Origin of the sequence: Mesorhizobium sp. B2-7-3, from assembly GCF_006440715.1 — a bacterium.
Classification (GTDB): Bacteria; Pseudomonadota; Alphaproteobacteria; order Rhizobiales; family Rhizobiaceae; genus Mesorhizobium; species Mesorhizobium australicum.
Genome location: NZ_VFTY01000009.1, coordinates 127,860 through 153,166 on the forward strand (window position 1 = coordinate 127,860; position 25,307 = coordinate 153,166).

The 25,307-nt window shown below is 64.5% G+C and carries 26 protein-coding genes; 12 read left to right on the forward strand and 14 right to left on the reverse strand.

What is annotated here, in order from left to right; translation table 11 throughout:
• Positions 1–29: 29 nt before the first annotated feature.
• Both FJW04_RS20785 and FJW04_RS20790 read right to left on the reverse strand, forming a co-directional pair.
• The gene (locus FJW04_RS20785; RefSeq protein WP_140716365.1) at positions 30–1,001 is read right to left on the reverse strand and encodes an MBL fold metallo-hydrolase; all 972 of its coding nucleotides are present in this window, start codon (positions 999–1,001) and stop codon (positions 30–32) included.
• A 130-nt stretch (positions 1,002–1,131) separates the two neighbouring features.
• Positions 1,132–1,377, reverse strand: coding sequence for a DUF680 domain-containing protein (locus FJW04_RS20790; RefSeq protein WP_140716367.1), 246 nt, complete (start codon positions 1,375–1,377; stop codon positions 1,132–1,134).
• Positions 1,378–2,020: 643 nt separating this feature from the next.
• Here FJW04_RS20790 and FJW04_RS20795 point away from each other — a divergent pair.
• The 3 genes from FJW04_RS20795 to FJW04_RS20805 are packed head-to-tail and all read left to right on the forward strand — an operon-like array spanning position 2,021 to position 7,286.
• Positions 2,021–6,139, forward strand: a complete 4,119-nt coding sequence (locus FJW04_RS20795; protein ID WP_181173011.1) for a Pls/PosA family non-ribosomal peptide synthetase — start codon at positions 2,021–2,023, stop codon at positions 6,137–6,139.
• Between the two features lie 29 nt (positions 6,140–6,168).
• Positions 6,169–6,645: a GNAT family N-acetyltransferase gene (locus tag FJW04_RS20800; protein ID WP_140663404.1), complete on the forward strand. Its 477-nt coding sequence runs from the start codon at positions 6,169–6,171 to the stop codon at positions 6,643–6,645.
• A complete protein-coding gene (locus FJW04_RS20805; protein WP_140716371.1) occupies positions 6,642–7,286 on the forward strand; it encodes a 4'-phosphopantetheinyl transferase superfamily protein in 645 nt (214 codons plus the stop codon). Before FJW04_RS20800 ends, FJW04_RS20805 begins: the two co-directional genes overlap by 4 nt.
• Positions 7,287–7,294: 8 nt before the next feature.
• On the opposite strand, the gene FJW04_RS20810 is transcribed toward FJW04_RS20805, so the two are convergent.
• From FJW04_RS20810 to FJW04_RS20820, 3 genes are all read right to left on the reverse strand, one after another.
• The gene (locus FJW04_RS20810) at positions 7,295–8,395 is read right to left on the reverse strand and encodes a KamA family radical SAM protein (protein WP_181173012.1); all 1,101 of its coding nucleotides are present in this window, start codon (positions 8,393–8,395) and stop codon (positions 7,295–7,297) included.
• Positions 8,396–8,481: 86 nt separating this feature from the next.
• The gene (locus FJW04_RS20815) at positions 8,482–9,378 is read right to left on the reverse strand and encodes an NmrA family NAD(P)-binding protein (protein ID WP_140716375.1); all 897 of its coding nucleotides are present in this window, start codon (positions 9,376–9,378) and stop codon (positions 8,482–8,484) included.
• Positions 9,375–9,572 (reverse strand): DUF1127 domain-containing protein, encoded by a 198-nt coding sequence (locus tag FJW04_RS20820; RefSeq protein WP_140663408.1) that lies wholly within the window; start codon positions 9,570–9,572, stop codon positions 9,375–9,377. Before FJW04_RS20820 ends, FJW04_RS20815 begins: the two co-directional genes overlap by 4 nt.
• Before the next feature lie 216 nt (positions 9,573–9,788).
• On the opposite strand from FJW04_RS20820, the gene FJW04_RS20825 reads away from it, so the two are divergent.
• Entirely contained in the window at positions 9,789–10,700 is a 912-nt protein-coding gene (locus tag FJW04_RS20825; protein ID WP_015316903.1) for a transcriptional regulator GcvA, read from the forward strand.
• A gap of 69 nt (positions 10,701–10,769) precedes the next feature.
• Here the strand turns inward: FJW04_RS20825 and FJW04_RS20830 are convergent, their stop codons facing one another.
• Positions 10,770–11,222: a helix-turn-helix domain-containing protein gene (locus FJW04_RS20830; protein WP_015316902.1), complete on the reverse strand. Its 453-nt coding sequence runs from the start codon at positions 11,220–11,222 to the stop codon at positions 10,770–10,772.
• A 114-nt stretch (positions 11,223–11,336) separates the two neighbouring features.
• Here FJW04_RS20830 and FJW04_RS20835 point away from each other — a divergent pair, with 114 nt between their 5' ends.
• Positions 11,337–11,633 carry a YciI family protein gene (locus FJW04_RS20835; RefSeq protein ID WP_140716377.1) on the forward strand — a complete coding sequence of 99 codons (297 nt, stop codon included), beginning with the start codon at positions 11,337–11,339 and terminating at the stop codon, positions 11,631–11,633.
• A gap of 51 nt (positions 11,634–11,684) precedes the next feature.
• Positions 11,685–12,500: an oxidoreductase gene (locus FJW04_RS20840; RefSeq protein WP_140716380.1), complete on the forward strand. Its 816-nt coding sequence runs from the start codon at positions 11,685–11,687 to the stop codon at positions 12,498–12,500.
• Between the two features lie 161 nt (positions 12,501–12,661).
• Here FJW04_RS20840 and arsK read toward each other — a convergent pair whose 3' ends face one another.
• Genes arsK through FJW04_RS20860 form a run of 4 tightly spaced genes read right to left on the reverse strand, consistent with a single transcriptional unit; the run spans position 12,662 to position 15,366 of the window.
• A complete protein-coding gene (arsK, locus tag FJW04_RS20845; RefSeq protein WP_140716382.1) occupies positions 12,662–13,888 on the reverse strand; it encodes an arsenite efflux MFS transporter ArsK in 1,227 nt (408 codons plus the stop codon).
• Complete coding sequence (arsC, locus tag FJW04_RS20850) at positions 13,869–14,282, reverse strand: arsenate reductase (glutaredoxin) (protein ID WP_140617965.1); 414 nt, start codon at positions 14,280–14,282, stop codon at positions 13,869–13,871. The genes arsK and arsC overlap by 20 nt, the downstream gene beginning before the upstream one ends.
• Positions 14,279–15,016: an MIP/aquaporin family protein gene (locus FJW04_RS20855; protein ID WP_140716384.1), complete on the reverse strand. Its 738-nt coding sequence runs from the start codon at positions 15,014–15,016 to the stop codon at positions 14,279–14,281. Before FJW04_RS20855 ends, arsC begins: the two co-directional genes overlap by 4 nt.
• Positions 15,013–15,366 carry a metalloregulator ArsR/SmtB family transcription factor gene (locus FJW04_RS20860; RefSeq protein ID WP_140716386.1) on the reverse strand — a complete coding sequence of 118 codons (354 nt, stop codon included), beginning with the start codon at positions 15,364–15,366 and terminating at the stop codon, positions 15,013–15,015. Before FJW04_RS20860 ends, FJW04_RS20855 begins: the two co-directional genes overlap by 4 nt.
• Positions 15,367–15,471: 105 nt before the next feature.
• Here FJW04_RS20860 and FJW04_RS20865 point away from each other — a divergent pair, with 105 nt between their 5' ends.
• Complete coding sequence (locus FJW04_RS20865) at positions 15,472–15,939, forward strand: DUF6428 family protein (protein ID WP_224622535.1); 468 nt, start codon at positions 15,472–15,474, stop codon at positions 15,937–15,939.
• Positions 15,940–16,016: 77 nt separating this feature from the next.
• On the opposite strand, the gene FJW04_RS20870 is transcribed toward FJW04_RS20865, so the two are convergent.
• Both FJW04_RS20870 and FJW04_RS20875 read right to left on the reverse strand, forming a co-directional pair.
• The gene (locus tag FJW04_RS20870; protein WP_140716390.1) at positions 16,017–16,229 is read right to left on the reverse strand and encodes a 4-oxalocrotonate tautomerase family protein; all 213 of its coding nucleotides are present in this window, start codon (positions 16,227–16,229) and stop codon (positions 16,017–16,019) included.
• An 87-nt stretch (positions 16,230–16,316) separates the two neighbouring features.
• The gene (locus tag FJW04_RS20875; protein ID WP_140716392.1) at positions 16,317–17,072 is read right to left on the reverse strand and encodes an SDR family oxidoreductase; all 756 of its coding nucleotides are present in this window, start codon (positions 17,070–17,072) and stop codon (positions 16,317–16,319) included.
• A 103-nt stretch (positions 17,073–17,175) separates the two neighbouring features.
• Here FJW04_RS20875 and FJW04_RS20880 point away from each other — a divergent pair, with 103 nt between their 5' ends.
• From FJW04_RS20880 to FJW04_RS20890, 3 genes are all read left to right on the forward strand, one after another.
• Positions 17,176–18,069: a LysR family transcriptional regulator gene (locus FJW04_RS20880; RefSeq protein WP_140716394.1), complete on the forward strand. Its 894-nt coding sequence runs from the start codon at positions 17,176–17,178 to the stop codon at positions 18,067–18,069.
• Positions 18,070–18,226: 157 nt separating this feature from the next.
• Positions 18,227–19,885 (forward strand): acyl-CoA synthetase, encoded by a 1,659-nt coding sequence (locus FJW04_RS20885; RefSeq protein ID WP_140716396.1) that lies wholly within the window; start codon positions 18,227–18,229, stop codon positions 19,883–19,885.
• 104 nt (positions 19,886–19,989) lie between these two features.
• Positions 19,990–20,340, forward strand: coding sequence for a DUF2200 domain-containing protein (locus tag FJW04_RS20890; protein ID WP_140716398.1), 351 nt, complete (start codon positions 19,990–19,992; stop codon positions 20,338–20,340).
• A 66-nt stretch (positions 20,341–20,406) separates the two neighbouring features.
• On the opposite strand, the gene FJW04_RS20895 is transcribed toward FJW04_RS20890, so the two are convergent.
• Positions 20,407–21,297: a LysR family transcriptional regulator gene (locus FJW04_RS20895; RefSeq protein WP_140716400.1), complete on the reverse strand. Its 891-nt coding sequence runs from the start codon at positions 21,295–21,297 to the stop codon at positions 20,407–20,409.
• Between the two features lie 205 nt (positions 21,298–21,502).
• Here FJW04_RS20895 and FJW04_RS20900 point away from each other — a divergent pair, with 205 nt between their 5' ends.
• Together FJW04_RS20900 and FJW04_RS20905 are read left to right on the forward strand one after the other, a co-directional pair.
• Positions 21,503–22,438, forward strand: coding sequence for a DMT family transporter (locus FJW04_RS20900; protein WP_140716403.1), 936 nt, complete (start codon positions 21,503–21,505; stop codon positions 22,436–22,438).
• 50 nt (positions 22,439–22,488) lie between these two features.
• Positions 22,489–23,211, forward strand: a complete 723-nt coding sequence (locus FJW04_RS20905) for a haloacid dehalogenase type II (RefSeq protein ID WP_140716405.1) — start codon at positions 22,489–22,491, stop codon at positions 23,209–23,211.
• 46 nt (positions 23,212–23,257) lie between these two features.
• Here the strand turns inward: FJW04_RS20905 and FJW04_RS20910 are convergent, their stop codons facing one another.
• On the reverse strand, positions 23,258–25,267 hold the full coding sequence (locus FJW04_RS20910; RefSeq protein WP_041163784.1) for an ABC transporter ATP-binding protein/permease: 2,010 nt from the start codon (positions 25,265–25,267) through the stop codon (positions 23,258–23,260).
• Between the last annotated feature and the right edge of the window lie 40 nt (positions 25,268–25,307).

The window sequence follows — 25,307 nt, forward strand, 5'->3', positions numbered from 1 at the left end:
TCTGTCTCGCTTGGGTTGGGAGCTCGCGCTCAGATTTCGACAGGCGTGAAGCCGTAGGCATTGCCGTCCTTGACGAAGACGCCGGTGCCCGGGAACGGGAAGTGCGAACCGGAAATGCGGATGTTGTCCGCGATCACCCGGTCGATGATCTTGTGGCGCGTGGCGATCGCCGTCGGCCCGTCCTGGTCATAGGCGCCCTGCCATTCCGGATGCGGTGCGAGAAGCGCCGGCACATACATGGTGTCGGCCGAGATCATCAGTTGTTCCTTGCCGGAATTGGCGAGGTACACCGAATGGCCGGGCGTGTGGCCGGGGGCGGCGATGATCTGGATGCCGGGCGCGACCTCGGCGCCGTCCTCGACCAGCTTCCAGTTCTTCCATTTCGGGAAATTCTCCGCGATGCGCTTGCCCGCCGGCTTGCGGCCCTCGGGCAGCTTCGCCAGCCTGCTCGGGTCGGTCCACCACTTGTATTCGGTGGCGTTGACGATCAGCTCGGCATTGGGGAACACCGGCATGTTGGTGCCCTTCTCCATGAGGCCCCAGACATGGTCGGGGTGGAAATGCGAGATCATGATGGTGTCGATCGCCTTGTAGTCGATGCCGGCGGCGGCCATGTTGGCCGGCAGGTGCGTGGCGTTGGCCTGCCACTGGCCGACGCCCGAGCCGGCATCCATCATGATCAGCCTGCCGCCCATCTTGAGCACGGCTATGGTGAGCGGAATGGGCATGAAGTCGGTCGTCAGCCCCGCCTTGGCGAGCGCTGCCTTGGTATCGTCGACCGAAACATCCTTGATGAAGGCCGGGTCGTGCGGCTTCTTCCAGATGCCGTCATAGACGGCGGTCACCTCGATATCGCCGACCGTGTATTTGTAGGAACCGACGGTGGGTTCCACCGGCGTCTGCGCGAAAGCGGGACGGGTGAATTCCAGCTTGCCGGCAAGGCCGAAGGCGGCAGCGGCGGCGGCGGATCGAAGCACTGTGCGGCGTGACATGCTGAACATGGTGATCTCCTCTGTTGAGTGGTGGCTAAGGCGAAACGTCGAATGGAATGACGGAGCGCCAAGCCCTGGCCCTCCGTCGCTGATCGCGGATCGGATCGGCGCCGCCGGGATCCGGCGCCGACCCGTGAACTCAGTTGCCCCAGATGCCCTGGCCGGGTTCGTCCGCATCGGATTTGGTCGCCGGCCGGCTCGGCCCAGTCGTCACCTTGGTGTCGACGCCGTGAGGACGTGCCGTGTAGGGGATCGAGGCGGTGACATTGGTGTCGACGGCGGCGCCCGGCCGGTTGGGGCCATTGGCGTTGAAATGGTCGCTGCCGGCAAAGGCAGAAGTCGAGGCAAGCAACATCGCAGCCACGCTGAGAGCGAGCTTGGTCATTTCGGTAAATCCTTGTTTCGTTTTCTATGGGTCGCGGACCGCAAGATTGCCCCGCTTGCAGAGAAGACCCGCAAGGGCCGCGCTTTATTCCTGGGCGCTATGAGATTTTTTCTGGAAGGGCTGAAACTGCAGGAAGCGGCCCTACGGAAGGCTGCCCAGACACAATTCAGAAACAAGATTCAACAGTTCGGAAAAACTGGCGAAAAGATCGGATGGCATAAGCATCCCTCAACGGCCGGAAATCTAGCCGCCGCACAAGCGCACGGACACAGGCGCACGGACACAGGCGCACGGAATTGGGTACGGCAATGCAACGAGGTTCGAACGGATCGATGGGTGCCCTGCCCGGCATGTCGCTCGCCGCCGGCAGCGCCCGGGCAATGCGCGCGCTTGCGCCCTACGCCCATGCTCCCGAAACTGTGAAGACGGGGCGGTCGATTCCGTGATAACCGCCCGGCCAAAGAGGGTGCGGCCGGCGATCGCCGGTTTGAATTCCGGAATCTTCCGTTCTGGAAGCTTCAGTCATTCCCCCTCCATGAACAACGATCAAATTGCAGCGACGGCACAGCCGGCAATGCTCGCCGGCGCGGCGGCGTGACCGAGATGTGCCTGTAACGGCTTGCCAGGACGAGAAAGTTTGGAAATGGACCACGGTATCGATATCGCCGAACTGGACAGGGAAGCGGCAAGATCGGGCGCAGGACCCGAGACCAGCCCCGACAGCGTCGATGCACTTGCGGGAATTGCCTTGGGAGCGCGTGGCCAGGTCCTGGCGGGCGCCGATTTTGCCCGGGCGGGTCAGCCGGACGAGCGGCTCGATAAGGTGTTCGAGCAACTCGCCGAAACATTCGCCACGCTGCCGGCGGTGATCTCCGAGGGCCGCGCCTGGACCTATCGGGAGCTGGACAAGCGCGCCAATCAGTTCGCCCGTCTGCTGGTCAAGCGCGGCGTGCGGCCGGGTCACCGTGTCGGGCTCATTCTCGACCGGTCCGCGGAAACCTATGTGGCCCTGCTCGCCGTGGTGAAGGCGGGTGCCGCCTTCGTGCCGCTGGCCACCGCCTTTCCGCAAGAGCGCATGGCGCTCATCATCGAAGACGCCAGCGTCTGCCTGGTCGTCACCATCGCCACCTACGCTTCGCGGGCCGACCAGCTGCCGGTTCCGCACCTGTTGATCGACAGCGCCGCCGCCGAAATATCAGCCCAGTCCGACGCGCCGCTGAAGCCGCACAAGACGCCGGCCCCCACTGCGGCAGAAGACATCTGTTACATCCTCTATACGTCCGGCACGACCGGCAGGCCGAAGGGCGTGGCCATCCGCCACCAGAGCTTCGTCAACTTCATCCGCGTCGCCGCCGCATCCTACGGCTACCGGCCGGGCGATCGCGTCTATCAGGGCATGACCATCGCCTTCGACTTTTCCTCCGAGGAAATCTGGGTGCCGTTCGTCGCCGGCGCGACGGTCGTGCCGGCACCAGGCCAGATGCCTCTCGTGGGCGAAGAGCTCGCCGATTTCCTGCGCCATCACGACATCACCTGCATGGCCTGCAGCCCGACGCTTCTGTCGTCCATGACATCGGACGTGCCCAGCCTGCGCACGCTGCTGGTCGGCGGCGAGGCCTGCCCGCACAATCTGGTGGTGCGCTGGTCGAAGCCCGGCCGGCAGATCCTCAACACCTATGGCCCGACCGAGGCGACCGTCACGGCAACCATGGGTGTACTGACGCCGGACCGGCCGGTGACGATCGGCGCGCCGCTGCCCACCTACTCGATCGTCATTCTCGACCCTTCGCTGCCGCGGCTCGCCGAACCTGGCGAACTGGGCGAGATCGGCATTGCCGGCATCGGGCTGGCGGCCGGCTATCTCAACCGGCCGGACCTGACCGAACAGAAGTTCATCGCCGATTTCCTCGGCCTGCCGAACAACCCGTCGAAGCGCATCTACCGCACCGGCGACCTTGGCCGGATCAGTGACGCCGGCGAGATCGAGTATGCCGGGCGCATCGATACCCAAGTGAAGATCCGCGGCTATCGCATTGAACTCGGCGAGATCGAGGCCGTGCTGCTCGACCAGCCCGAGATCGCGCAGGCCGCCGTCACCACCTGGGAGATCGAGCCCGGCCGCGTCGAACTCGTTGCCTATTACGCGCCCAAGGCCGGCCAGCCGGCTCTCTCGCGCGCCGACATTGCCCAGACGATGAAGCGACGTCTGCCCGACTACATGGTGCCCTCCTATCTGGAGGAACTGCCGGCGATCCCGATGACGGTCTCCAACAAGGTCGACCTTCGCCAGTTGCCCAAACCAACCAGCGTCCGGCTCTCGGCCGATCGCGCCATGGTGCCGCCCGGCAATGACGACGAGCGTTTCCTGGCCGACGCGCTATGCGCCGTGCTGAAGTTCGACGATGTGTCCGTCGAGGACAATTTCTTCGACGATCTCGGCGCCAACTCGTTGCTGATGGCGCATTTTTGCGCGCGTGTGCGCACCCGCAAGGAATGGGCGACGACGTCGATGCGCGACATCTATCTCTATCCGACGGTGGCGCGCCTGGCCAAGCACCTGAGCGTGGCGGAAGAGATGACGACGGCCACCAACGAGCCCGTTCTCACCCGCCAGGCGTCCAATTTCGTCTACTGGACCTGCGGCGCGGCGCAGTTGCTGTTTTACGCGCTCTACAGCTACGTGGCCTTGTGGGCGATCAATGACGGCCTCAACTGGGTCTATGACACGCTCGACGACCCGCTGCAGCTTTATGTCAGGTGCGTGGTGCTCTCAGCCGGCGTGTTCTTCGGCATGTCGGGCTTCGCCATTGCCGCCAAATGGCTGCTGGTCGGCCGCTGGAAGGCGGAAGCGTTCCCGATCTGGGGCCTGCGCTACTATCGCTTCTGGGTGGTCAAAACCTTGATCCGCACGGCACCCGTCGTGCTGTTCCGCGGAAGCCCGCTCTACAGCCTCTACCTGCAGCTTCTGGGAACCAGGATCGGCAAGAACGTGGTCATCGAATCCCGGGCCGTGCCGGTGTGCACGGACCTGATTTCGATCGGCGACCGAACGATCCTGCGCAAGGAATCATTGATCCTTGGCTATCGCGCCCAGGCCGGCTATATCCACACCGGGCCGCTGACCATCGGCCGCGACGCCTTCGTCGGCGTCGGCTGCACGCTCGACATCGACACCGCGATCGGCGACGGCGGCCAGCTCGGTCATTCCTCCTCGCTGCAGCACGGGCAAAGCATCCCCGACGGCGAACACTGGCATGGATCGCCCGCGGTGCCGACCACGGCGGACTATTGCAAGGTGCGCAACGTCAATCCTCCCCGCATCCGGCGCTTCCTCTATGAGGCCGTGCAGCTGATAGGCCTGTTTGCCATCGTCACCCCGCTGCCGCTTTTGTTCCACAGCTATTGGGAGAATGTCGGCGACGACTATCAGGAGACCATCGGCATTGTGGCGATCGGCACCACGGTCACACTGTTCGGCTACATCGCCGCCGCCTTTTTCGCCGCCACGGTGGTACCGCGCCTGTTCAGCCTGATCCTGAAACCCGGCCGTACTTACACGCTTTATGGCTTCCGCTACTGGCTGCAGACGGTTGCCGAGTTCTCGAGCAACTCCCGCGTGCTCGGGCTGCTGTTCGGTGATAGCTCGGCCATCGTCCATTACATGAGCGCCATCGGCTGGAACCTCAATAAGGTGGTGCAGACGGGCTCCAATTTCGGCTCCAACCAGCAGCACGAAAACCCGCTCCTGTGCGAGATCGGCACCCAGACCATGGTGTCGGACGGGCTTTTCATGATCAACATGCACAAGTCCGCTTCCGCGTTCCGGCTCGAGCCGACCCGGATCGGCGAGCGCAACTATCTCGGCAACAACATCTACTATCCGCCGGATGGACGCACGGGCGACAACGTCCTGCTCGGCACCAAGGTGATGGTCCCCATCGACGGACCATTGCGCGAGAATGTCGGCCTTCTGGGCTCGCCGCCCTTTGAAATCCCGCGCATGGTGAACCGCGACAAGGAACTCATCGCCGGCATCGACGAGCAAGACCGACGCCAGCGCATCCCGCTCAAGAACCGTCACAATCTGGTGACGATCCTCCTGTTCATGGCAACGCAATGGGTCATGCTGTTCGCCACGCTTGCGATCTGGGACCGGGCACTGAACTACTACACCGAATGGGCTGAGATCGCCCTCTTCGTGGCGGTGCTTTTGACCTCGGCGATCACCATTCCGTTCTACATCTTCGTCGAGCGGGCAAGCCTCGGTTTTCGCAAGCTGAAGCCGCAGATAACGACGATCTACGACGTCACATTCTGGCGCCACGAGCGCCACTGGAAGCTCGCGGATTCGCCTGTTGTGCGCCTGTTCGCCGGCACCCCGTTCCGGCCGATGATCCTGCGCATGCTTGGGGTCAAGGTGGGCAAGCGCGTCTATGACGGCGGCGCCAACCTGACCGAGCGTTCCCTCGTGGTGATCGGCGATGACGTCACGCTCAATGAAGGCTGCGTCATCCAGGCCCACTCGCTGGAAGAAGGTGCGTTCAAGTCCGACTTCATCCGTATCGGCGATGGCTGCACGCTCGGACCTTCCGCCTTTGTCCATTACGGCGTGGTGATGGGCAAAGGATCGATGGTCGATGCCGATTCCTTCGTGATGAAGGGCGAGGAGTTGGAGCCCAACTCGATCTGGCGCGGCAATCCGGCCAAGCTGCACCGGTTCGTCGAGCCGGTCATGGAAGACGGCTCCAGGGCGTCGTCCTGACGCTCGATCCCGATATCGTCGGAGGCCACATGGCAGAGCGATCCGGAAGCACCGCGGACATCCGGATCGGCCCGGTGACCCCAGCCAATCGCGCTTTGGTCACCGCATTGCAGCTGGCGCCGGAGCAGATGGATTTCGTCGCCAGCAATGCAGCCTCCCTGCGTGAGGCCAGATCCGATCGTGACGCGCGGCCACGCGCCGTCATGGCAGGCGACCAAATCGTCGGGTTCCTGATGTACGAGGCGCCGCGGGACGATGACGAGGCGCGCATCTACCGCTTCATGATCGACCGTGCCTCGCAAGGCCGGGGTTACGGCAAGGCCGCGTTGCGTGAAGTGCTGGAGGAAATCGACGGGCTCGGCCACATCAGGCACGTGTCGATCTGCTACGAACCGGAGAACGAGGCGGCACGGCAGCTCTATCGCAGTGCCGGTTTCGTCGAACAGGGGCTCGACGAGGACGGCGAAATGATCGCGGATCTCATTCTGCCCACCGGCGACCGATGACGCCGCCCGCCGATCCGCCCGAGGAAATCGCCATGGCGCGCGCCATGGCCGCCATGGCTCCTGCCGGGGTCCGCACCGGTTGCCGGATCATCCGCGAAGGCGACGAGACCCATCTGTTGCCGGCGGAAGCACGCTCCATCCCCGCTCGCCAGCCGTCCATGCGGCGGGCCAGCGGCGCGGCGCGATTGCTCGCGCACCGACTGCTGACGGATGCCGGCTTCGACGGTTTCGCCCTCTTGCGCACGCCGTCCGGTGCACCCGCATGGCCGGACGGGATAACGGGCTCGCTCGCGCATGACGACGACATGGCCGTGGCGGCGGTCGCGCCTGTTGGCCGCATCGCCTCGCTCGGCATCGACGCCGAGCCGGCGCTGCCCCTGCCCGATGAGATTTTCTCGCTCGTGGCAATTCCCGAAGACCGGATCGACGCCGCCGACCGGCAGCTTGCCGGCCGCATCCTTTTCGCCGCCAAGGAAGCGGTCTACAAGGCCGCCTATCCGCTGGATCGCGAGGTGCTGGGCTATGAGGATATCGCCGTGGACCTCGAAACCGGCCACGCGACAACGAGGACGGGCCGCAAGGTCAGCCTCGCACACTGTATCGCCCCGCGCGTGGTCGTGCTGGCGTTTGTTGCCAGATAGGCGTTGGCCTATTCGCCAACCACCTCTCGATAGGCCCTCACCGCACCATCCAGCCCACGTATGCGCCAGCGCTGCCCGTCCTGTTCCTCGACATGGCAAGGTCCAAGCGGCACTTTCCCTCCCCCGTCGGGCAGGTCGAGCACATAGACAGGGTTGCAGATGCCCGACAGGCGCGGGCGCAGCGCTTCCACCAGCGCCTGCCCCTGCGCGATCGTGGTGCGCCTGTGTGCCATGCCGCGTGCGAGATCGCCATGGTGGAGGTAGTAGGGTTTTATCCCCAGCCGGTACATCAGCTCGCGGCAGAGCTCTTCCAGCGCTTCGACCGTATCGTTGACGCCCTTCAGCAGAACGCTCTGGTTGAGCATCACGAAGCCGGCCTGTCGCAAGGCGCGGCAGGCCACTTCGGTGGCGTCGGTGATCTCGCGCGCGTGGTTGAAGTGGGTGACCACCGTCACCATAAGCCGGCCCTGCAGCGCCGCGACCAGCCCTGGCGTGATGCGCGACGGCAGTGCCACCGGCACGCGCGTGTGGAGGCGCAGCAATCGCACATGGGCGATGTCCTCGATGCGCGCTCGGATCTCGGCCAGTGCCTTGTCGGGCAGCGACAGCGGATCGCCGCCGGTCAGGATCACTTCGCGGATTTCGGGATGCTCCGATATATAGGCCAGCGCCGGCTCCAGCGCCTCGCGCGTATAACCACGACCGATCGACGTCAGCGATTCCTTGCGGAAGCAGAACCGGCAATAGACCGCGCATTGATAGGTCGGGAACAAAAGCACCCTATCGGCATGGCGATGCGTCAGCCGCGGCACCGGGCTGAATTCGTGATCGGCGATCGGGTCGCCAAGCTCACCCTCAGTCTTGTCCAATTCCCCAGGCGACGGGATCACCTGCGCCCGGATCGGATCGGCGGGATCGTTCCAGTCGATCAAGTCGAGATAGGCCTTTGGCGCCCGCACCTTGTGAAGCGCCGCGGCGGCTTGCGCGGCTTCGCGCTCGGCCGGCGAGAGCGGCAGGGAAGCGAGGTCGCGCACATGGCGCACGCCGGCGCGGACATCGTCCTGCCAGGCGGTGTCGGCGGCGCGGGTCGCATCTTTGAGATTGGGCATCGGCGTCTCGGCTGTTTGCGCGGACCTATCGGCCGGATGGACAGCGCGGTCAACCGCTGTCGCAACGCCAACCATATCCGCCGCCTTCACAACCTGTGCCCACCCGCGCCAGCCATCGCCACAAAAGCGCTTTCAATCGTCTCGAACCTCAGCTCCGGATAAAGCGTCCCGGCTTCCGGGGTGGCCGTCTCGAGCGCGGTCTCGCCGCGGATCCAGAATGCGCGCAGCAATCCAAGGCCGGGAACCGCCGCGATCAGCGCCTCCAGCTCCTCGGCGCTCATCTGCTTGACGCGGGGCGAACGGCCGCTCACTTGCCGCCACAGCTCGATCATTTCACCTTGGGTGATCTTGTTTTGCGCGATCCGTATCTCGCTGCGAACAGCATTGGCATCCTCCAGTGCGCGCATGGTGACCGCAGCGATATCCTTCTCGCTGACGAAGGTCGCCGGAACGTTGCCCTCGCCATAGAGCGTCACCTCGTCGGGCGGCAGCGGCGACGAGCCGAAGCGCGTCAGGTCGCCCAGCGTCGCCACCCAGGTCGAGAAGAAGCCGTTGGTGTAGATCACCGTATAGGGCAGGTCGGCCTCCCGGACCGCGTCGAAGACGGCCCGCTTGATGTCGAGCGGTTCGATCGAGCCGGGTGCGGCGGCGGCAAAGTCGAGGCCGAAACCGGCGGACGGCACATAGCGGGAGATACCGGCATCCCTGATGGCGCGCACCAGCGTCATCTCGCTGGCCGACCCCACATGCACCGAGCTGATGACGCGGTCGACCTTGCCGACGGCGCGCACGAGGCTGTCATAGTCGTCGAGATCGCCGACATGCACCGTGGCGCCGAGATCCTTCAGCGGGCGCATCCGCGCTTCATTGGCCGACGTTGCCTGCCGGACCAGAACATGGAGGCTGTCGCCATTGCGCGCGCTGGCCTTGGCCATCTCGCTGCCGAGCAGTCCGGTCGCGCCGATGATCAGGGTGCTGGTCATATCGTCCTCCCATTGGCCAGAATTCCGTTAGCAAGGATCGAACCGTCCCAGTCGCGTTCGAGGCCGATGTCATGCAAACGGCGATCGGAAAGCCGGGAGATCCGGCGCAACGTGCGGCGGCGCTCGAACGCTGCCGCGCTTCGCATGGCAAGGCCGCTCATCGCGGCGCCGATGGGTCGAAGGGTCAAGGTCATAATCCGTCTCCTGTGTTTCACTGGGCGCAAGCCTGCCTATGTCGCCCGAGTGGGGCGAGCATGACGATTGCTCACATTTGTCTGGTCAATTCAGCGCATCGATGAACCGGAAAGCCGGTGTGGATGCTTGGTACGCCTGAATATTGGGCCATTGAGGGCTGGACGACAAACGACTCTTTGTGCAGGATTTGTGAGTAACACTCACAGGTCGATCCGATGCCGCGCAGACTGCCGCCCCTCACCGCTTTGCCCGCCTTCGACGCGGCGGCCAGGCATTTGAGTTTCTCCAAGGCCGCGGAGGAGCTCAACCTCACCCATGGCGCGGTCAGCCGCGCCATCCGCAACATCGAGGACAGGCTGGGCATCCAGCTCTTCGATCGCGGCACACGCTCCGTGCGCCTCACGGGCGTCGGCGCGGCCTATGCGGCGGAGGTCGGCAAGGCGCTCGACCAGATCGCCGCCGCCACCATCGCCGCCACGCCCGACCGCTCGACGCGCATCCTCAATGTCAGCACGTCCGACGGTTTCGCCGGCCGCTGGCTGGTGCCGAGGCTGCATCGTTTCCATCGCGCCAATCCCGATATCGACGTGCGGCTGGCGACTTCGGGCGTGCTGGCCGATTTCGTCAGCGACGGCATCGACATATCCATCCGCTACGGCCGCGGCGGCTATAGCGGGGTGACGGCGGAATTCCTCGCCGACGAGGAGGTTTTCCCCGTCTGCAGCCCGGAACTGCTGCAAGGCGAGCATCCGCTGCATCTGCCAGCGGACCTCAGGCACCACAAACTGATCCACGACGCCTTTCGCATCGACTGGGCGACATGGCTTGAGCAGGCCGGTGTCGAAGGCATCGACCCCACACGCGGCGTGCGCTTCGATTCCGCCACCTTCGCCGTCGAGGCCGCCGTGCATGGCGAAGGCGTGCTGCTCGGCCGCAGCGCGCTGGTCTCGGCCGACCTCGCGGCAGGCCGGCTGGTCCGGCCCTTCGATCTCGCGCTGAAATCGGCGGCCAGCTACTACGTCGTCTATCCCGAAGGCGCGCTGCGCCAGAAAAAGATCAGGGCGTTCCGTGACTGGCTGTTCGCCGAAGTGGCCGCCGACTGGATTGGTGCGAAGAAGAGCGGCTGATCCGAGGAAGGCCCACCTGAATTCCCTCTCTTGCCGGCCAGCTATCGCCGTTCGCTCCGGCGCATCCAGTCAGTCCGACGGGCCGTCAGGCAGCTTGGGCGTCACGATCTGTATGGGACGACTGCCGATCGGCGCCCCGGTCCCGCGATCGATGCTGACTGGGTCGATTTCGGTTCCTGTCTCGGCGTCGAAGAACCGGGTGAAATTGCCACCGCCCCGGTGCTTGCTGCCCCAGGCGGCGAGCGAGAACAGCACCGGAAGCAAATCCCGACCGGCCTCGGTCAGCACATATTCATCCCGTGGCGGCCGCTCCGAATATCGCCGTTTCTCCAGCAGCCCTTCCTGAGTCAAGGTCGCCAACCGGCTGGTCAGCATCGTCGGAGCGATGCCGAGGTTCTTGCGAAATTCGTCGAAACGGCTGAGCCCCGCATGGGCATCGCGCATGATCAGCATGCTCCACGTGTCACCCATCGTGCCGAGGCTGCGGGCGATCAAACAGGGCTGGTTGGAAAGATTCTTCACGTCGATACCATTTTGATAGTGACTTACTATTAATTTGATAGTATCTGATCTCGCGAGGCCGTTCCACCGAAAAATGATGGTGACGGCCGGTCATCGCGCCGCTGGGAGTCCCAAATGAAATTCTATCTGTGCAAGTACATCCCGCCCCGTGCCGACTTTCTTGCATCCATGACCGGCGACGAGCGGGAATGGATGAGGCAGCATGGCGCCTTCTTGGACGAGTTGCTCGACCGCGGACTGGTCGTCGCCCATGGTCCGGTGATGGATCCAGGCGGCGGCTATGGCTTGTCACTATACCGGATCGCCGACGACCAGGACATCCAGGCGATAACCTCACAAGACCCCATCGTGAGAAATGGCGCCGGCCATTACGAACATCACCCCATGCTTCATCTGAGCGTACACGGCTGACAAGTCCGTCGGCACAAACCGTCATGATCATGCATCTCGAAGGATATTGAAATGAACAACAAAAATCGCGGCGTCGCCGTCGTCACCGGAGCAGCGGGCGGCATCGGGCTTGCGACAGCCAAAGCCCTTCAATCGGCCGGCTACCGCGTCTTCGGCACGAGCCGGAAAGCCGCGACCGGGTCACCGCCCGGGATCACGATGCTGAGCTGCGACGTGACCGACGCGGACTCCGTCGCAAGCATGGTGTCGCAAGTGATAAGCCAGGTCGGGCGCATCGACCTGCTGGTCAACAATGCTGGCAATGCACTGATCGCGGGTGCGGAAGAATCGTCCGTTGAACAGGCAAAGACCCTTTTCGACGTCAACGTCTTCGGTCTCATCCGCGTCACAAACGAGGTGCTGCCGATCATGCGACGTCAGGGCGGCGGCCGGATCGTCAACATCAGCTCGGTTGTCGGCTTTGTCCCCAGCCCGTTCAGCGCGCTCTACACATCCACGAAACATGCCGTCGAGGGCTACTCCGAGTCGCTGGACCATGAGGTCCGCCCCTTCGGTATTCGCGTCCTGCTGGTCGAACCGGCCTTCACCCGTACGGCTCTCGATCACAATGCGACGAAGCCGGACAGGATGATGAGTGTCTATGACCAGGCGCGGGCAACGGCAACCGCGGTCTGGAACAGGGCGATCGAAACCGGCGATGCTCCCGAGGTCGTCGGCCAGGCGGTCGTCACCGCGGCCACCGCGACATCGCCGAAGCTGCGCTATCCCGCCAGCAAGCAGGCGCGTCGCCTATACCTGCTGCGACGGTTTGTTCCCGCGCATGCCTTCGACAAAAGCCTCCGAAAACAGATGAACCTGCCGTCGTGACAAAGGCGCGTAGCCACTGTTCGGCGAGCCGGTTTTGAAACGCCAGACGCTGCTGCGGCCGGACGATTTGAGGCATCACAAGCCGATCCACGACGGTTCCGAGAGGGGAAATTGAGCCGGCGGAGTGGCGCCAAACCGCCTCTGGGCATTCCTGCCCGGTTTCAGGTGGCGCTCGACACTTTCGCGATTGCCGCCAGCACCAGCAGAGCCAGACAGCCAACAAGCGCCATCAGGCCCAGCGACCAGGAAATGCCGATATGGGCCATCGCCAATGCCAGGGCGAACGGCGCGACCGCCGAGACGATCAGGCGGGCGGACATGGCGCGTCCCTGCAGCCGGCCATAGCCTTCGCTGCCGAACAGCATCAGTGGCAGTGCCCCGGTGACGATGCTGAACAGCCCGTTGCCCATTCCGAAGACGACGGCGAACGCCATCGCGCCGGCGATCGAAGGCGCGGTGCCAAGCAGGATGACCACGCCCGCCGTCATCAGCACGGCTGAGATGATGGCGAGCCGCAGCGGCGGCAGGTTGATCCCGAAGACCATATTGATGAAACGGCTGAGCACCTGCGACGGCCCGAACAGCGTTCCAACGATGGCGGCGGCGGCACCCAGACCGAGCCCGGACAGCAGCGGCACCATATGGACCAGCACGGCGGCGCTGACCAGGTTCTGGAGCGAGAAAGCGACAACCATCAAGGCAAAGCCGAGCGGCCGCGCCGGGGCCGGCAGCGATCCCGCGACGTGCCGTGGCGGCTCGTTTGCCGCGCGCCTGCTCCTGGCCAGCCCCTGCGAGAGCCAGGCGTGCAGCGGCAGGCAGACCAGCAGGTTCAGCCCGGCAAAGACGAGGTAGATGTCTCGCCAAGGCAAATGCCCATGCAGCGCCGATGTGATCGGCCAGAAGACGGTCGATGCGAAACCGGCGATGAGGGTGAGATAGGTTATGCTGCGCTGCGCGGCACGCGGCCGGATCTGGACCAGCAGCGCGCAGGCCGCGCCGTATTGGACAAGGTTCGATGCTGCCTCCAGGGCAATCAGCGCGGCGACGAAGGCTGGACCGTTGGGCGCATAGGCACAGGCGGCAAGCGCAGCGGCAGCAACGGCCGAGCCGGCGGTCATGATCCGTCCCGCGCCAAAACGGTCGATCCAGCCGCCGAGCAAGGGTGCGGTCAGCCCGCCGGCCAGCAGCGCGGCCGATAGCGCGCCAAATATCCATTCGGTTGGCCAGCCCATATCCTTCGCCATGTCGCCGGCAAGGATGCTGAAACTGTAATAGAGCGTGCCGTAGCCGATAATCTGGGTGATCCCGAGCGCGGCGACAGCCGCTATCGGCGCACGCTCCGCGGTTTCGGCTTTTGCAAGGCTTCCATCATTGCCCACCGCGGTCATGGCTCACCACCTCGCCGTCTTCCTTGGTGAACCGGCTCACCGGGTGGTCGAGCAGATCCAGCACAAGCTCGGACGGACGGCACAGCCGTGTCCCTCTCGGCGTTTCGACGATCGGCCGGTTGATCAGGATCGGATGCTCGAGCATGGCATCGAGCAGTTGGCCGTCGGACCATTTTGGATCGGCCAGGCCCAGTTCGGCATAGGGGGTGCCCTTTTCACGCAGCAGGGCGCGCACGGGAATTTCGAGCGTCGCTATCAACTGCTCCAGCCGCGCACGTGGCGGCGGATGTTTCAGATATTCGACGATGGTCGGCTCCTCGCCGCTCGCCCTGATCATGGCGAGCGTGTTGCGCGAGGTGCCGCAGTCCGGATTGTGGTAGATGGTGATCGTCATGGGCTGGCCTCGATGGGGAACGGTTGAACGTGCGGCTGCAGCAGCCATGTCGTCAGCGCCAGGGCAATGCCCGCGCCGGCCAGTTCGGCGGCGATGAAGCCCGGCAGGCTTGCCGGACTGATTCCGGAAAAACTGTCCGTCAGTGACCGTGCGGCCGCGACCGCTGGGTTGGCGAACGATGTCGATGCGGTGAACCAGTAGGCGGCGGTGATATAGAGGCCGACCAGCCAGGGGATGGCCGAGCGCTCGAAACGCAGGCCGGCGAGAATGACCGCCAGCAACCCGAAGGTCGCGATCCCTTCCGAAAGCCAGAGCGCGGGTCCCGTTCGGTCATGCGTCGACAAGGCGAGCGGCGAAAGCCCGAACATCAGGTGCGCGCCGACCGTGCCGGCGACGCCGCCCGAGAGTTGGGCGAGCACATACCAGGCGCAGTCGCTCGCCGGCAGCCGGCGCGACAGCGCCAGGACCATTGAAACGGCCGGATTGAAATGGGCGCCCGAGACCGGCCCCAGTATGGTGATGAGCACCACGAGGATTGCCCCCGTCGGCAAGGTGTTGCCAAGCAGCGCCAGCGCGCGATCGGTCGTCAGCGACTGCGCCATGATGCCGGAGCCGACCACCGTGGCCACCAGCAAGCCCGTGCCGAGAGCTTCCGCCGTGAGCCGGCGCGGCAAATCAAAACCGGCCGTGTCCCGGATGGAGGACGCGCCAGGCACAGGGTGGTCGCCACTCATCGGGCAGGCTCCCGCGTGTCGGCCGCACAGCAGCCCGGCAACACCGCCGGCGCGCAGATTTCCGGCCGGCCGGAGCAACAATCCTCCATCAAGAAGCGGATAAGACCGCTCAGCATGTCATACTCGGCGCTGTAGACCATGGAGCGGGAATCGCGGCGCACGCTCACCAGCCCCGCGCGTTCAAGCTCCTTGAGGTGGAAGCTGACGTTGGACGCCGAAACCTCGACCTTCTCGGCTATCGCCCCGGCGGCGATGCCGTCGGGGCCGGCGATCACCAGATGGCGCAGCACGCGCAGCCGTGTTTCCTGCGACAGCGCCGCGAAGGCCAACAGGGCTTGACGTTCATTCATATTTCAACAATCCTATGAATATTGAAGCAAGGATTATCGCACATGCTCGCCTCTGACAATCGGGAATTTGATCCCGTGATCACGGCCGACCCGCGGGACATCACCATGGCCGGCTTGCTGGGCTTTCTGGCGGATCACAGGGAAAAGCCACTGGTGTTTTTCCATGAAGGCGGGCCGGTGTTGCCGGGCTACCATGTCACCGAGGTCAAGGCCGGCCGCTTCGACGCGCTCGACTGCGGCGGGAATCCGGAATCATGGTCGGAGATCTTCGTGCAGCTATGGGACGTCAATGAGGACCGCACCCATATGCCGGCTGGAAAATTCGCGGCGATCATCCGGAAAGTGACCGAGCATGTCGGTCTCGACCAGGCGGCCAAGCTGACCTTCGAGGTCAGCGACGGCGTGCGCCCGATGCAGCTCTACCGGGCCGCCCTGCCCCGGCTGGCCGACGGCGCGGTGCATGTCGCGCTTGCGCCACGGCCAGCGAGTTGCAAGCCGCGCGACCGCTGGCTGGAGGAGGAAAAGAAGGCCAAGGCCTGCTGTGGCCCCTCCGCCGGGCCATGCTGCGGCTAACGGAGGGTGCTTTTGAGCATGTGAGTACCGGAAGCGCGGGCGTGAGCCATGTGCAGGCCGGCCGGACATCGGCAACCTTAGTCCTTGGCGCGAAAAGCGTCCGGCATCACGAACACTTCGTCGGCACGGCCATAGCCGCCATCGGCGACTTCCTCCACAAGCACCATCGTGTAGGGCCGCACGCCCTCACCGAAAAAGTCGACGAACATGGCGGTCGTGCGATGGATGAGGTCTTCTTTCTGTGCCTTGGAGAGCGCCGCCTGCGGCATCTTGATGTTGGCGAATGGCATGGTCTTTCCTTGTCTTCTCAATCGTTTGGGCTAGGCTTCGAAATGGAACGGGAGGCGGGCCGCCACAGCAGCAGCGGCCAGCCTCCTTCAGATCACGCCGCCATTGGCGCGCATGATTTGCCCGTTGACCCAGGCACTGTCCGGCCCGGCCAGGAACGAGACCACGCCGGCAATGTCGTCGGGCTGGCCGAGCCTGCCGAGCGGGATCATCTTGGCCGTGGCCTCGATCTGCGCCGCGCTCTTGCCATCGGTGAACAGCGCCGTCTCGACCGGTCCGGGCGCCACCGCGTTGACGGTGATGCCGCGCGCGCCAAGCTCCTTGGCCAAGATGTGCGTCATCGCCTCGACCGCCGCCTTGGTGGCGGCATAGACGCCGTAACCCGGCTGGTGGAGGCCGACCACGCTGCTCGAAAAATTGACGATGCGGCCGCCATCGCGAATGCGTTTTGCGCCTTCGCGCATGCCACGGAACACGCCGCCGAGATTGATCGCGACCTGGGTGTCGAAGAAGGCATCATCGGCCTGCGCGATCGGCGAAAGCTTCATGATGCCGGCATTGTTGACCAGTATATCGATGCCTCCGAACGCCTTCTCGCCGGCGTCGAAGAGGCTGGCGATACCGGCCGGAACCGCGATATCGGCTTGCACGGCGATCGCCTTGCCGCCATCGGCTTCGATGGCGCGCACCAGCGCCTCGGCCTCGGCCTGTCCCCGCGCGTAATTGACGACGACGGCGATGCCGTCGCGGGCCAGCCTCCGCGCGATCGCCGCGCCGATGCCCTTGGAGGCGCCGGTCACGATCGCCGCTTTAGTTTGGCCCGTGCTCGTTTGGCCTGAAGTCATGGAAGTCTCTCCTTCTTGTTGGTGAGACGGATATAGGCCGAACCAACTTCCGGATAATCAGCCTTGTCTTGACATCACTATTCGGAAACTGCGAACAAAGACCATGGATCGCCTGGACACGATGCGGCTCTTCGTTCGCGTGCTGGAGCGGCGCAGCTTCACCGCTGCCGCCGCCGATCTCGGCCTGCCGCGCTCGACCGCGACGGAAGCGGTCCGGCGGCTGGAAGACCATCTCGGCGCAAGGCTGCTCGAGCGCACGACGCGCCAGGTGAACGCCACGCAGGACGGCGAGGCCTATTACCGGCGCTGCCTGTCCATCCTGGCCGAGATCGAGGATGCCGAGGCCGCCTTCCGCAATGCCGAACCCTTCGGCCTGCTGCGCATCGACGCCAGCACGCTGCTCACACGCACCTTCCTGTTGCCGCGCCTGCCGGAATTCCTCGCCCGCTATGCCAGGATCGACCTGCAGATCGGCCAGAGCGACCGGCTGGTCGACTTGGTGCGCGAGGGTGTCGACTGCGTCATCCGCGTCGGCGAGCCGCCTGACAGCGGCATGATCATGCGCCGGCTTGGCATGATCCGCGAGATGACCTGCGCCAGCCCCGCCTATCTCTCTCGCCACGGCACGCCGGCCTCCCCCGATGCGCTGGACGGCCATCAGGCGATCGGCTTCGTCTCCTCCCGCACCGGCGAAGTGCTGCCCTTCGAATTCACCGTCGGCGGCAAGACGCGCGAGGTCAGGCTGCCCGGCCGCGTCGCCGCTAACAATTCCGACACCGCCGCCGACCTCGCCCGGCTTGGCCTCGGCCTCATCCAGGCGCCGCGCTATCGCTTCGAGAAGGATTTGGCAGAGGGAACACTGGTCGAGGTGCTGGCCGAGTATCCGCCCTCGCCGACACCGCTGTCGGCGCTCTATCCGCAGAACCGGCAGCTTTCGCCGCGCCTGCGCGTCTTTCTCGACTGGGCGGCACGCATCTTCGCCGAGGCGAACCTGTAAGCGCAATTCCGGGAAAAGTGTGTAGCGGTTTTTCGTCCGGAGTTGCGTCAATACAAAGGAACAGGCACTCGCCGTTGCCCATCGGCGCCATCTGATGTCAATGTCGCCGCGACAGCGCGTGCCATGGGGAGATGGCGCACCGCCAGGGAGGATTTTCATGACCAAGACGCAAGCCGGCTTGCCGCGCTATGACGATGCCGTTGCAAGCTTTCGTATCGAGGATGAGATCGCCAGACTGCAGGGCGACCCCGCGACCGGCATCAACGCCTATGTCGAATGCTGCGGCCGGCACACCGGCGGAAACCGCCTGGCGCTGCGCGCCATCTCTGCCGGCGGCGAACTCAGCGAATTCAGCTTCGAGGATCTCGCCGACATGTCCGGCCGCGTCGGCACTCTGCTGAAGGAATTGGGCGTCGGCCCGGGCGATGTCGTGGCCGGCATGCTGCCGCGCATCCCCGAACTGGTGGCGCTGATCCTCGGCGCCTGGCGCATCGGCGCGGTCTACCAGCCGCTGTTCACTGCCTTCGGCCCGAAGGCGATCGAACACCGGCTCGGCTACAGCGGCGCCAGGCTGGTGATGACCAATCCGGCCAATCGCGGCAAGCTCGACGAGGTCGCGAACCCTCCGCAAATCGCCACCATCCTCGGTGCTGGCGACGCCCTGTCCCCGGGCGACATCGATTTCCGTGCCGCGCTTGCCGCCGCCTCACCCAACTGCGACCCGGTGATGCGCAAGGGCGAAGACCTGTTCATGATGATGTCGACCTCGGGCACCACCGGCCTGCCGAAGGGCGTGCCGGTGCCGCTCAACGCGCTGCTCGCCTTCGGCGCCTATATGCGCGACGCGATCGGCCTGCGCCCAGACGACATCTTCTGGAACATCGCCGATCCGGGCTGGGCCTATGGCCTCTACTACGCCATCACGGGACCCCTGCTGCTCGGCATCGCCACGACCTTCAACGAGGGCGCCTTCACCGCCAAAAACACCTATGATGTCATCGAGCGGCTTGGCGTCACCAGCCTTGCCGGCTCGCCCACCGCCTTCCGCCTGCTGCTCGCCGAAGGTCCCGACGCCGCCGCGCGTGCAAAAGGCCGGCTGCGTGTGGTGAGCAGCGCCGGCGAGCCGCTCAACCCGGAAGTGATCCGCTGGTTCGACGCCCATCTCGCCGCGCCCATCCACGACCATTACGGCCAGACCGAGAACGGCATGATGGTCAACAACCATCACGGCCTGGCGCACCCTGTCCGCGCCGGCTCGGCGGGCTTTGCCATGCCGGGCTATCGCATGGTGGTGCTGGACGAGGCCGGCAACGAGCTCGGCTCCAACCAGCCCGGCATCCTCGCCGTCGACATCGCCAACTCGCCGTTGCGCTGGTTCGACGGCTACCACCAGGCCGAAACGCCGGCCATATCGGGCGGCTACTACCGCACCGGCGACACGGTGGAATACGAGCCGGACGGCTCGGTCTCCTTCATCGGCCGCGCCGACGACGTCATCACCTCGTCAGGCTACCGCATCGGCCCCTTCGACGTCGAAAGCGCGCTGATCGAACATCCCGCCGTCAACGAGGCGGCGGTGGTCGGCGTACCCGACCCGCAGCGCACCGAGATCGTCAAGGCCTTCGTCATCCTGGCGCCCGCCTACGAGGGCAGCCCGGAACTCGCCGAAGAATTGGCGCAGCATGTCCGCAAACGCCTCTCGGCCCATGCCTATCCGCGCGAGATCGACTTCGTCGGGGAATTGCCGAAGACCCCTAGCGGCAAGATCCAACGGTTCTTGTTGCGCAAGGCTGAGGTGGAGAAAAGGAACGGGTGAAGGGCGGCGGGAAGATTGGAGTCGGTCCTGCGCCAATTGCTGAGACCTGCGCATTGGAGGCAAAGTTGAGTGCGGGCGATAGGCGCCACCGGTAAGGGCACGTCATGACGGAGCATCGAATCTATTCCACAAGCTTTGCCAGCGTCTATCCGCACTATGTCGCCAAGGCGCAAAGGAAAGGACGCACCAGAGCCGAGGTCGATAAGATCATCCGCTGGCTGACGGGCTACACCGAGAAAGAACTCGACGCCGAACTGGAGAAGAAAACCAGCTTCGAGGATTTCTTTGGTCAGGCCCCTCGACTGAATCCTTTGCGGAATTTGATTACAGGGGTGGTCTGCGGCGTCCGCGTGGAAGATATTGAGGATCCACGGATGAAGGAAATTCGCTACCTCGATAAGCTGATCGACGAGCTTGCGAAGGGGAAAGCGATGGAGAAGATACTCCGGAAATGAGGCGAGAGGCTCGAGCGCGCGATATCATCGACCGGGCGCACGGGCGCCAACGCTAATCACGCCTCCTCACACCGCGATCTGCAGGGTCCCGTGGCGCTTCACCTCAGCCTCTATCTCCCGCACCAGCGTCTCCAGCGCGGGATTGCGGACGTTGCGGGCGCGGCGAATGACGTAGGCGAGGTCCGGAGGCTTGGGGAACGACTTGTCGACGATCTCCATGCCGGGCCGCAGATGGCGCTGGCTGAGCAGCGCCACGCCGAGGCCGGAGGTCACGCCGGCGATGATGCCGGCCGCGCTCGAACATTCGAACACGATCTCGAACACCGTTCCCTCGTCCTGGCCGAGATCGAGGCCCCAACGGCGATAGAAGCAGTTCTCGTCGAAGGACAGGAACGGCACCGGGTCGCCTTTCCCAAGGGTCAGCTCGGGCGACTTCACCCAATGCAGGGTCTCGCGGAACAGCGGGACATCGGTGGGGCGGACGTCGTGCTGGAACACCTGGATGATGGCCGCGTCGAGCGCGCCCTCGCCCAACAGCTTCTGCAAGGCCAGGCTCATGCGCACCTGCGTGCGCACGCTCACCTCGGGGTATAGCCGACGAAATCGGCCAAGGATGCGCGAAAGGTCCGTGCAGGTCGTATCCTCGGTCATCCCCAAAGCGATCTTGCCTTGCAGCGTGCTCTTCGACAGGCTCAGGATCGCCTCGTCATGGATGCCCAGGATGCGCCTGGCATAGCCCAGCAGATCCTGCCCTGAACTGGTGAACATCGGCGCATTCGCCTTGCGACTGAGGATTTCGCAGCCGAGACTCGCTTCCAGCCGCCTGATCTTGTGGCTGACGGCCGATTGCGACAGGCCGAGCATCTCGGCCGCCCGGGTAACGCCGCCATGTTTCTCGATCGCCACCATCGCCCGCAAGGCATCGACATCCAGGCGGCGGCTCATCACTCCAGTCATGACAATCCTCGTTTGAAACGAAAGCAGCGCTTCAAGGTTTCGGCAGAGAACGGGCTTTGAGGTCAATCATATATGCCACATCTCGCGCCTATTTCATGGATATATCGAAATTTGTCATGTGCAAAGGCGCTTGCGCGCCGCCATAAATCCCGCATTCGAGATCGGCCGTGATCCGCTGGCGAACCCGCTTCGACGAAGAGACTGCATGACGCTCCCGAAACCTCCGTCCCGTCGCCTGGCCTGGCCGCTTCTGGCGGCAGCCCTGGTCGTAAGCTGGAGCTCGGGCTTTGTCGGCATCCGTCACGCCAGCGAGAGCGCCGACGTCATGCTGGTGCTGTTCTGGCGAACCCTGATGTCAGGGCTGGTCCTCCTGCCCTTCGCGCTCATGGTCGGGCCGCGCATCGGCGTCCAGGCGCTGCTCCAGCAAATGGCGTTCGGCGTTGCGATGATGTTCCTCTATCTCGGCGGCTTCGCGCTTGCCATCGGCCAGCGCGTGCCGACCGGCCTGGTCGCGCTGATCTCGGACCTCGTCCCCCTCACCATCGCGGCACTATCGCAGCCCGTTCTCGGCCACCGGCTGACATCGAGGCAGTGGACCGGAACGGCTCTCGGCGTGTTGGGCGTGCTGATCGTTTCGCTGAACAGCCTCAGTCTCGGCACCGCGCCGGCCTGGGCGTACGTGGTCACGATCGCTTCCATGATGGTCTTCGCCCTGGCGACCGTGCTGCAGAAGCGGATGGGGACGATCAACATGCCCATCCACCAGAGCCTGTGCATCCAATGCCTGACGGCGGCGCTGTTTTTTGCCGTTTGCGCCGAATGGAAAGGCGGGCTGATGCCGCCCCTTGATGGCCGGTTCGAGTTCGGCATCGCCTGGCTGGTGCTGTTTTCGACCTTCTTCTGCTACGGCGTCTATTATGCGAGCCTGCGCCTCCACAGCGCCGCGCAGGTCAGCAGCGTGATCTATCTCAGCCCGCCGGTGACGATGCTTTGGGCCTGGCTGCTCTTCGGCGAGCCGCTTTCGGCGGCGATGGTCCTCGGCCTCGCGGTTACGCTGTTCGGCGTCTGGCTGACATCGTCGCGTGGCACCACATCGAAGGGCGAGGCAGGTTTGCGCCCAGCCGGGCAGCCGGCCGATTGATCGCGATCCACGCAAACGCCAGCCAATTATCCAACTCAAGGGAGTGAACCATGAAGCTGACTGATTTCAAGGCCTTGACCTTCGATTGCTACGGCACGCTAATCGATTGGGAATCCGGCATGATCGACGCCCTGAAGCCGCTGACCGGGCGGGTTGGCCGCGGCCTCGGCCGCGACGAGATCCTGCAGGCGCATGCCAGGCACGAATCCAGCCAGCAGGACTGGACGCCGCAAAAGCGCTACTGCGACCTTCTGGCTGTCGTCTACAAGCGGCTCGCCGAGGAATGGGGCGTCGTGACCACGCCGGAGGAATGCATCGCCTATGGCCAAAGCGTGAAGGACTGGCCGGCCTTTGCCGATACCGCCGCCGCCCTGCAATACCTCAAGCAGCACTACAAGCTCGTCATCCTCTCCAACGTCGACAATACGAGCTTCTCCTTCAGCAACAGGAAGCTCGGCGTCGATTTCGATGCGATCTACACGGCGGAGGACATCGGCTCCTACAAGCCGTCGCCCCGGAATTTCGACTATATGCTGGAAAAACTGGCGACGCTCGGGATCGGCGACAAGCAAGTCCTGCACACGGCCGAAAGCCTGTTTCATGACCATGCCGTGACCAACCGCCTGGGCCTTAAATCGTGCTGGATCCACCGCCGGCATGCCGATCAGGGTTTCGGCGCCACGATGCATCCCGGCCAGATGCCGAAGGTGGACTTCCGCTTCGACAGCATGGCCGACCTCGCCAAGGCGCATCAGGAAGAATTGGGCGGCTGATAGAAGGCCATCCCTTGAGCTGAAACCAGAACTCGCCTGAGCGTCATCAACTCTTTTTACGGGCGGCGCCGCGCTTTTCGGCGGAAGTGCCGGAACCCCACAGGGCGCGGCCGAGCAAGCCCCTGCGTTTGCGCGGGGCGAGGTCGATATCGCTGACCAGCTTGGCGCCACCCTTGCGCCGCTCGAGCGTGATCTTGCGGCTGTGGAAGGCCTCCAGCTCGGCGCGGTGCGCCACGCTCAAGATGGTCACATTAGGCAATTCGTGGATGATGGTCTCCATCATCCTGTCCTGGCTCTTCTCGTCGAGTGCCGCCGTCGCCTCGTCCAGCACGATGATATCGGGCGCGTGCAGGAGCAGCCGCGCGAAGGCCAGGCGCTGCTTCTCGCCGCCCGACAGGGTCTGGTCCCACGGCGCGTCTTCCTCGATCCGGTCGCCAAGATGACCGAGCCCAACCTTGTCGAGGGCAGCCCTGATCTGCGGGATCGTCCAATCCTCGGCGGCGCCTGGATAGGCAGCGGCCCGGCGCAGCGTGCCCGAGGGGATGTAGGGGCGCTGCGGCAGCATGAACATGCGCTTGCCCGGGTGGAAATCGACGCTGCCGCCGCCCCACGGCCACAAGCCCGCTATCGCCCGCACCAGCGTGCTCTTGCCCGAACCGGATTCGCCGGCCACCAGCAGCCGCTCGCCCGGCTGGATCACCACCTCGGTTTCCTTGACCACGGCGGTTCCGTCATCGAGCGACACGGACAGATTGTTGAGGTTGAGCATCGTGTCGTCCTTGGTCTCGCCGCGATTGATGCGTCCGAGCGCGTCGCTCTCTTCCGCGCGCTCGAGCCCATCCAGCGACATCATCAGCGAGGCGATGCGCCGTGCCGAGGCGTTCCAGTCGGCCAGGCGCGGGTAATTGTCGACCAGCCATCCGAACGCGCCCTGCACGATGGCAAAGGCGGATGCCGCCTGCATGACCTGCCCAAGCGACATCGAGCCGTCGAGGAATTTTGGCGCGCACAAAAGCACCGGCACCACCGGCGCGAACAGGCTCGATCCCTGCGAGACCAGCGCCGTGCGCATGTGCTGGCCAGCAAGCATCGCCCACTTCCCCAGCACGCCGGCGAAGGTCCTGTCGATGCCGCTGCGCTCCTCCTCCTCGCCGCCGAGCAGGGCGATGCTCTCGCCGTTTTCGCGCACGCGCATCAGCGTGTAGCGAAATTCCGCTTCCGCCTGGTTCTTCTGCTCGGAGAGTTCGACGAAATGCCGGCCGATGACCACCATCGAGGTGGAGGTGATGCCGGCATAGATGACCGCGGTGATGACGAGAAAGCCCGGAATGGTGACGGTCGAGGAGCCGATCGGCAGCGTCAGCGCGCCGCCGATGGTCCACAAGACGACGATGAAGGTCGAGGCCGCCAGGAACGCGTTGAGCACGCCGGAGACGAAATCAACAGGCGATTCGGTGGCGATCCGCAAATCGTCGGCGATGCGGGCTTCCGGGTTCTGGTGATCGCCGCTGACGAGATTGAGCTGGTAGTAGCGGCCGTTGGTGAGCCAGCGGCCGATGATGGATGTAGTGAGCCAGGAGCGCCAGCGGCGCTGGATCGTCATGCGCAGATAGACCTGCGCAACGACAAGGCTGACGCTTCCAAGCACCAGCGGCACGAACACGGCGCTCAGGAAATAGACGGTCGGCGCATTGCGCTGCTCGATGGCGTCGAAGATCGAGCGGTTCCAGACATTGATCCCGTACTGGAAGCCGACATTGACGCAGATCAGGATCAGGAGCGCGATCGTGCATGGCCAGGCGAGCTTGTCGCCCCGCCGGCTCCAATAGCCGCGCGCGCTGATCCAGAAGCGCTTCAGCAGGTATTTCTTGCGCGCCTGTTCGGCCTGTTCGGGGCTCAGCTGCGGATCAGGTTCCACCGCCGCTGGCGGCGGCGCCGCCTCGCCGACGACCTCGGATGCGGCCTCGACATCGGGTACCTTCTCCCGGCGGGGCTTCCTGGCACCGTTTGGCTTGGCGCCGCCGGCCGGCCTCTGTTTGGGTTTGATGTCTGCCACAACGGCCATAACGGCCTGGGTATCGGAAGGTTTCATCATG

Bases quoted from the DNA above. Each gene is read 5' to 3' on its own strand.
- FJW04_RS20800 (WP_140663404.1), top strand. From the start codon at position 6,169: ATGGCAGAGCGATCCGGAAGCACCGCGGACATCCGGATCGGCCCGGTG.
- FJW04_RS20885 (WP_140716396.1), top strand. From the start codon at position 18,227: ATGACCAAGACGCAAGCCGGCTTGCCGCGCTATGACGATGCCGTTGCA.
- arsC (WP_140617965.1), bottom strand. From the start codon at position 14,282: ATGACGATCACCATCTACCACAATCCGGACTGCGGCACCTCGCGCAAC.
- FJW04_RS20825 (WP_015316903.1), top strand. From the start codon at position 9,789: ATGCCGCGCAGACTGCCGCCCCTCACCGCTTTGCCCGCCTTCGACGCG.
- FJW04_RS20805 (WP_140716371.1), top strand. From the start codon at position 6,642: ATGACGCCGCCCGCCGATCCGCCCGAGGAAATCGCCATGGCGCGCGCC.
- FJW04_RS20880 (WP_140716394.1), top strand. From the start codon at position 17,176: ATGGATCGCCTGGACACGATGCGGCTCTTCGTTCGCGTGCTGGAGCGG.
- FJW04_RS20790 (WP_140716367.1), bottom strand. From the start codon at position 1,377: ATGACCAAGCTCGCTCTCAGCGTGGCTGCGATGTTGCTTGCCTCGACT.
- FJW04_RS20820 (WP_140663408.1), bottom strand. From the start codon at position 9,572: ATGACCTTGACCCTTCGACCCATCGGCGCCGCGATGAGCGGCCTTGCC.
- FJW04_RS20890 (WP_140716398.1), top strand. From the start codon at position 19,990: ATGACGGAGCATCGAATCTATTCCACAAGCTTTGCCAGCGTCTATCCG.
- arsK (WP_140716382.1), bottom strand. From the start codon at position 13,888: ATGACCGCGGTGGGCAATGATGGAAGCCTTGCAAAAGCCGAAACCGCG.
- FJW04_RS20785 (WP_140716365.1), bottom strand. From the start codon at position 1,001: ATGTTCAGCATGTCACGCCGCACAGTGCTTCGATCCGCCGCCGCCGCT.
- FJW04_RS20865 (WP_224622535.1), top strand. From the start codon at position 15,472: ATGGCCGGCTTGCTGGGCTTTCTGGCGGATCACAGGGAAAAGCCACTG.
- FJW04_RS20875 (WP_140716392.1), bottom strand. From the start codon at position 17,072: ATGACTTCAGGCCAAACGAGCACGGGCCAAACTAAAGCGGCGATCGTG.
- FJW04_RS20900 (WP_140716403.1), top strand. From the start codon at position 21,503: ATGACGCTCCCGAAACCTCCGTCCCGTCGCCTGGCCTGGCCGCTTCTG.
- FJW04_RS20860 (WP_140716386.1), bottom strand. From the start codon at position 15,366: ATGAATGAACGTCAAGCCCTGTTGGCCTTCGCGGCGCTGTCGCAGGAA.
- FJW04_RS20840 (WP_140716380.1), top strand. From the start codon at position 11,685: ATGAACAACAAAAATCGCGGCGTCGCCGTCGTCACCGGAGCAGCGGGC.
- FJW04_RS20815 (WP_140716375.1), bottom strand. From the start codon at position 9,378: ATGACCAGCACCCTGATCATCGGCGCGACCGGACTGCTCGGCAGCGAG.
- FJW04_RS20870 (WP_140716390.1), bottom strand. From the start codon at position 16,229: ATGCCATTCGCCAACATCAAGATGCCGCAGGCGGCGCTCTCCAAGGCA.
- FJW04_RS20905 (WP_140716405.1), top strand. From the start codon at position 22,489: ATGAAGCTGACTGATTTCAAGGCCTTGACCTTCGATTGCTACGGCACG.
- FJW04_RS20855 (WP_140716384.1), bottom strand. From the start codon at position 15,016: ATGAGTGGCGACCACCCTGTGCCTGGCGCGTCCTCCATCCGGGACACG.
- FJW04_RS20810 (WP_181173012.1), bottom strand. From the start codon at position 8,395: ATGCCCAATCTCAAAGATGCGACCCGCGCCGCCGACACCGCCTGGCAG.
- FJW04_RS20835 (WP_140716377.1), top strand. From the start codon at position 11,337: ATGAAATTCTATCTGTGCAAGTACATCCCGCCCCGTGCCGACTTTCTT.
- FJW04_RS20895 (WP_140716400.1), bottom strand. From the start codon at position 21,297: ATGACTGGAGTGATGAGCCGCCGCCTGGATGTCGATGCCTTGCGGGCG.
- FJW04_RS20795 (WP_181173011.1), top strand. From the start codon at position 2,021: ATGGACCACGGTATCGATATCGCCGAACTGGACAGGGAAGCGGCAAGA.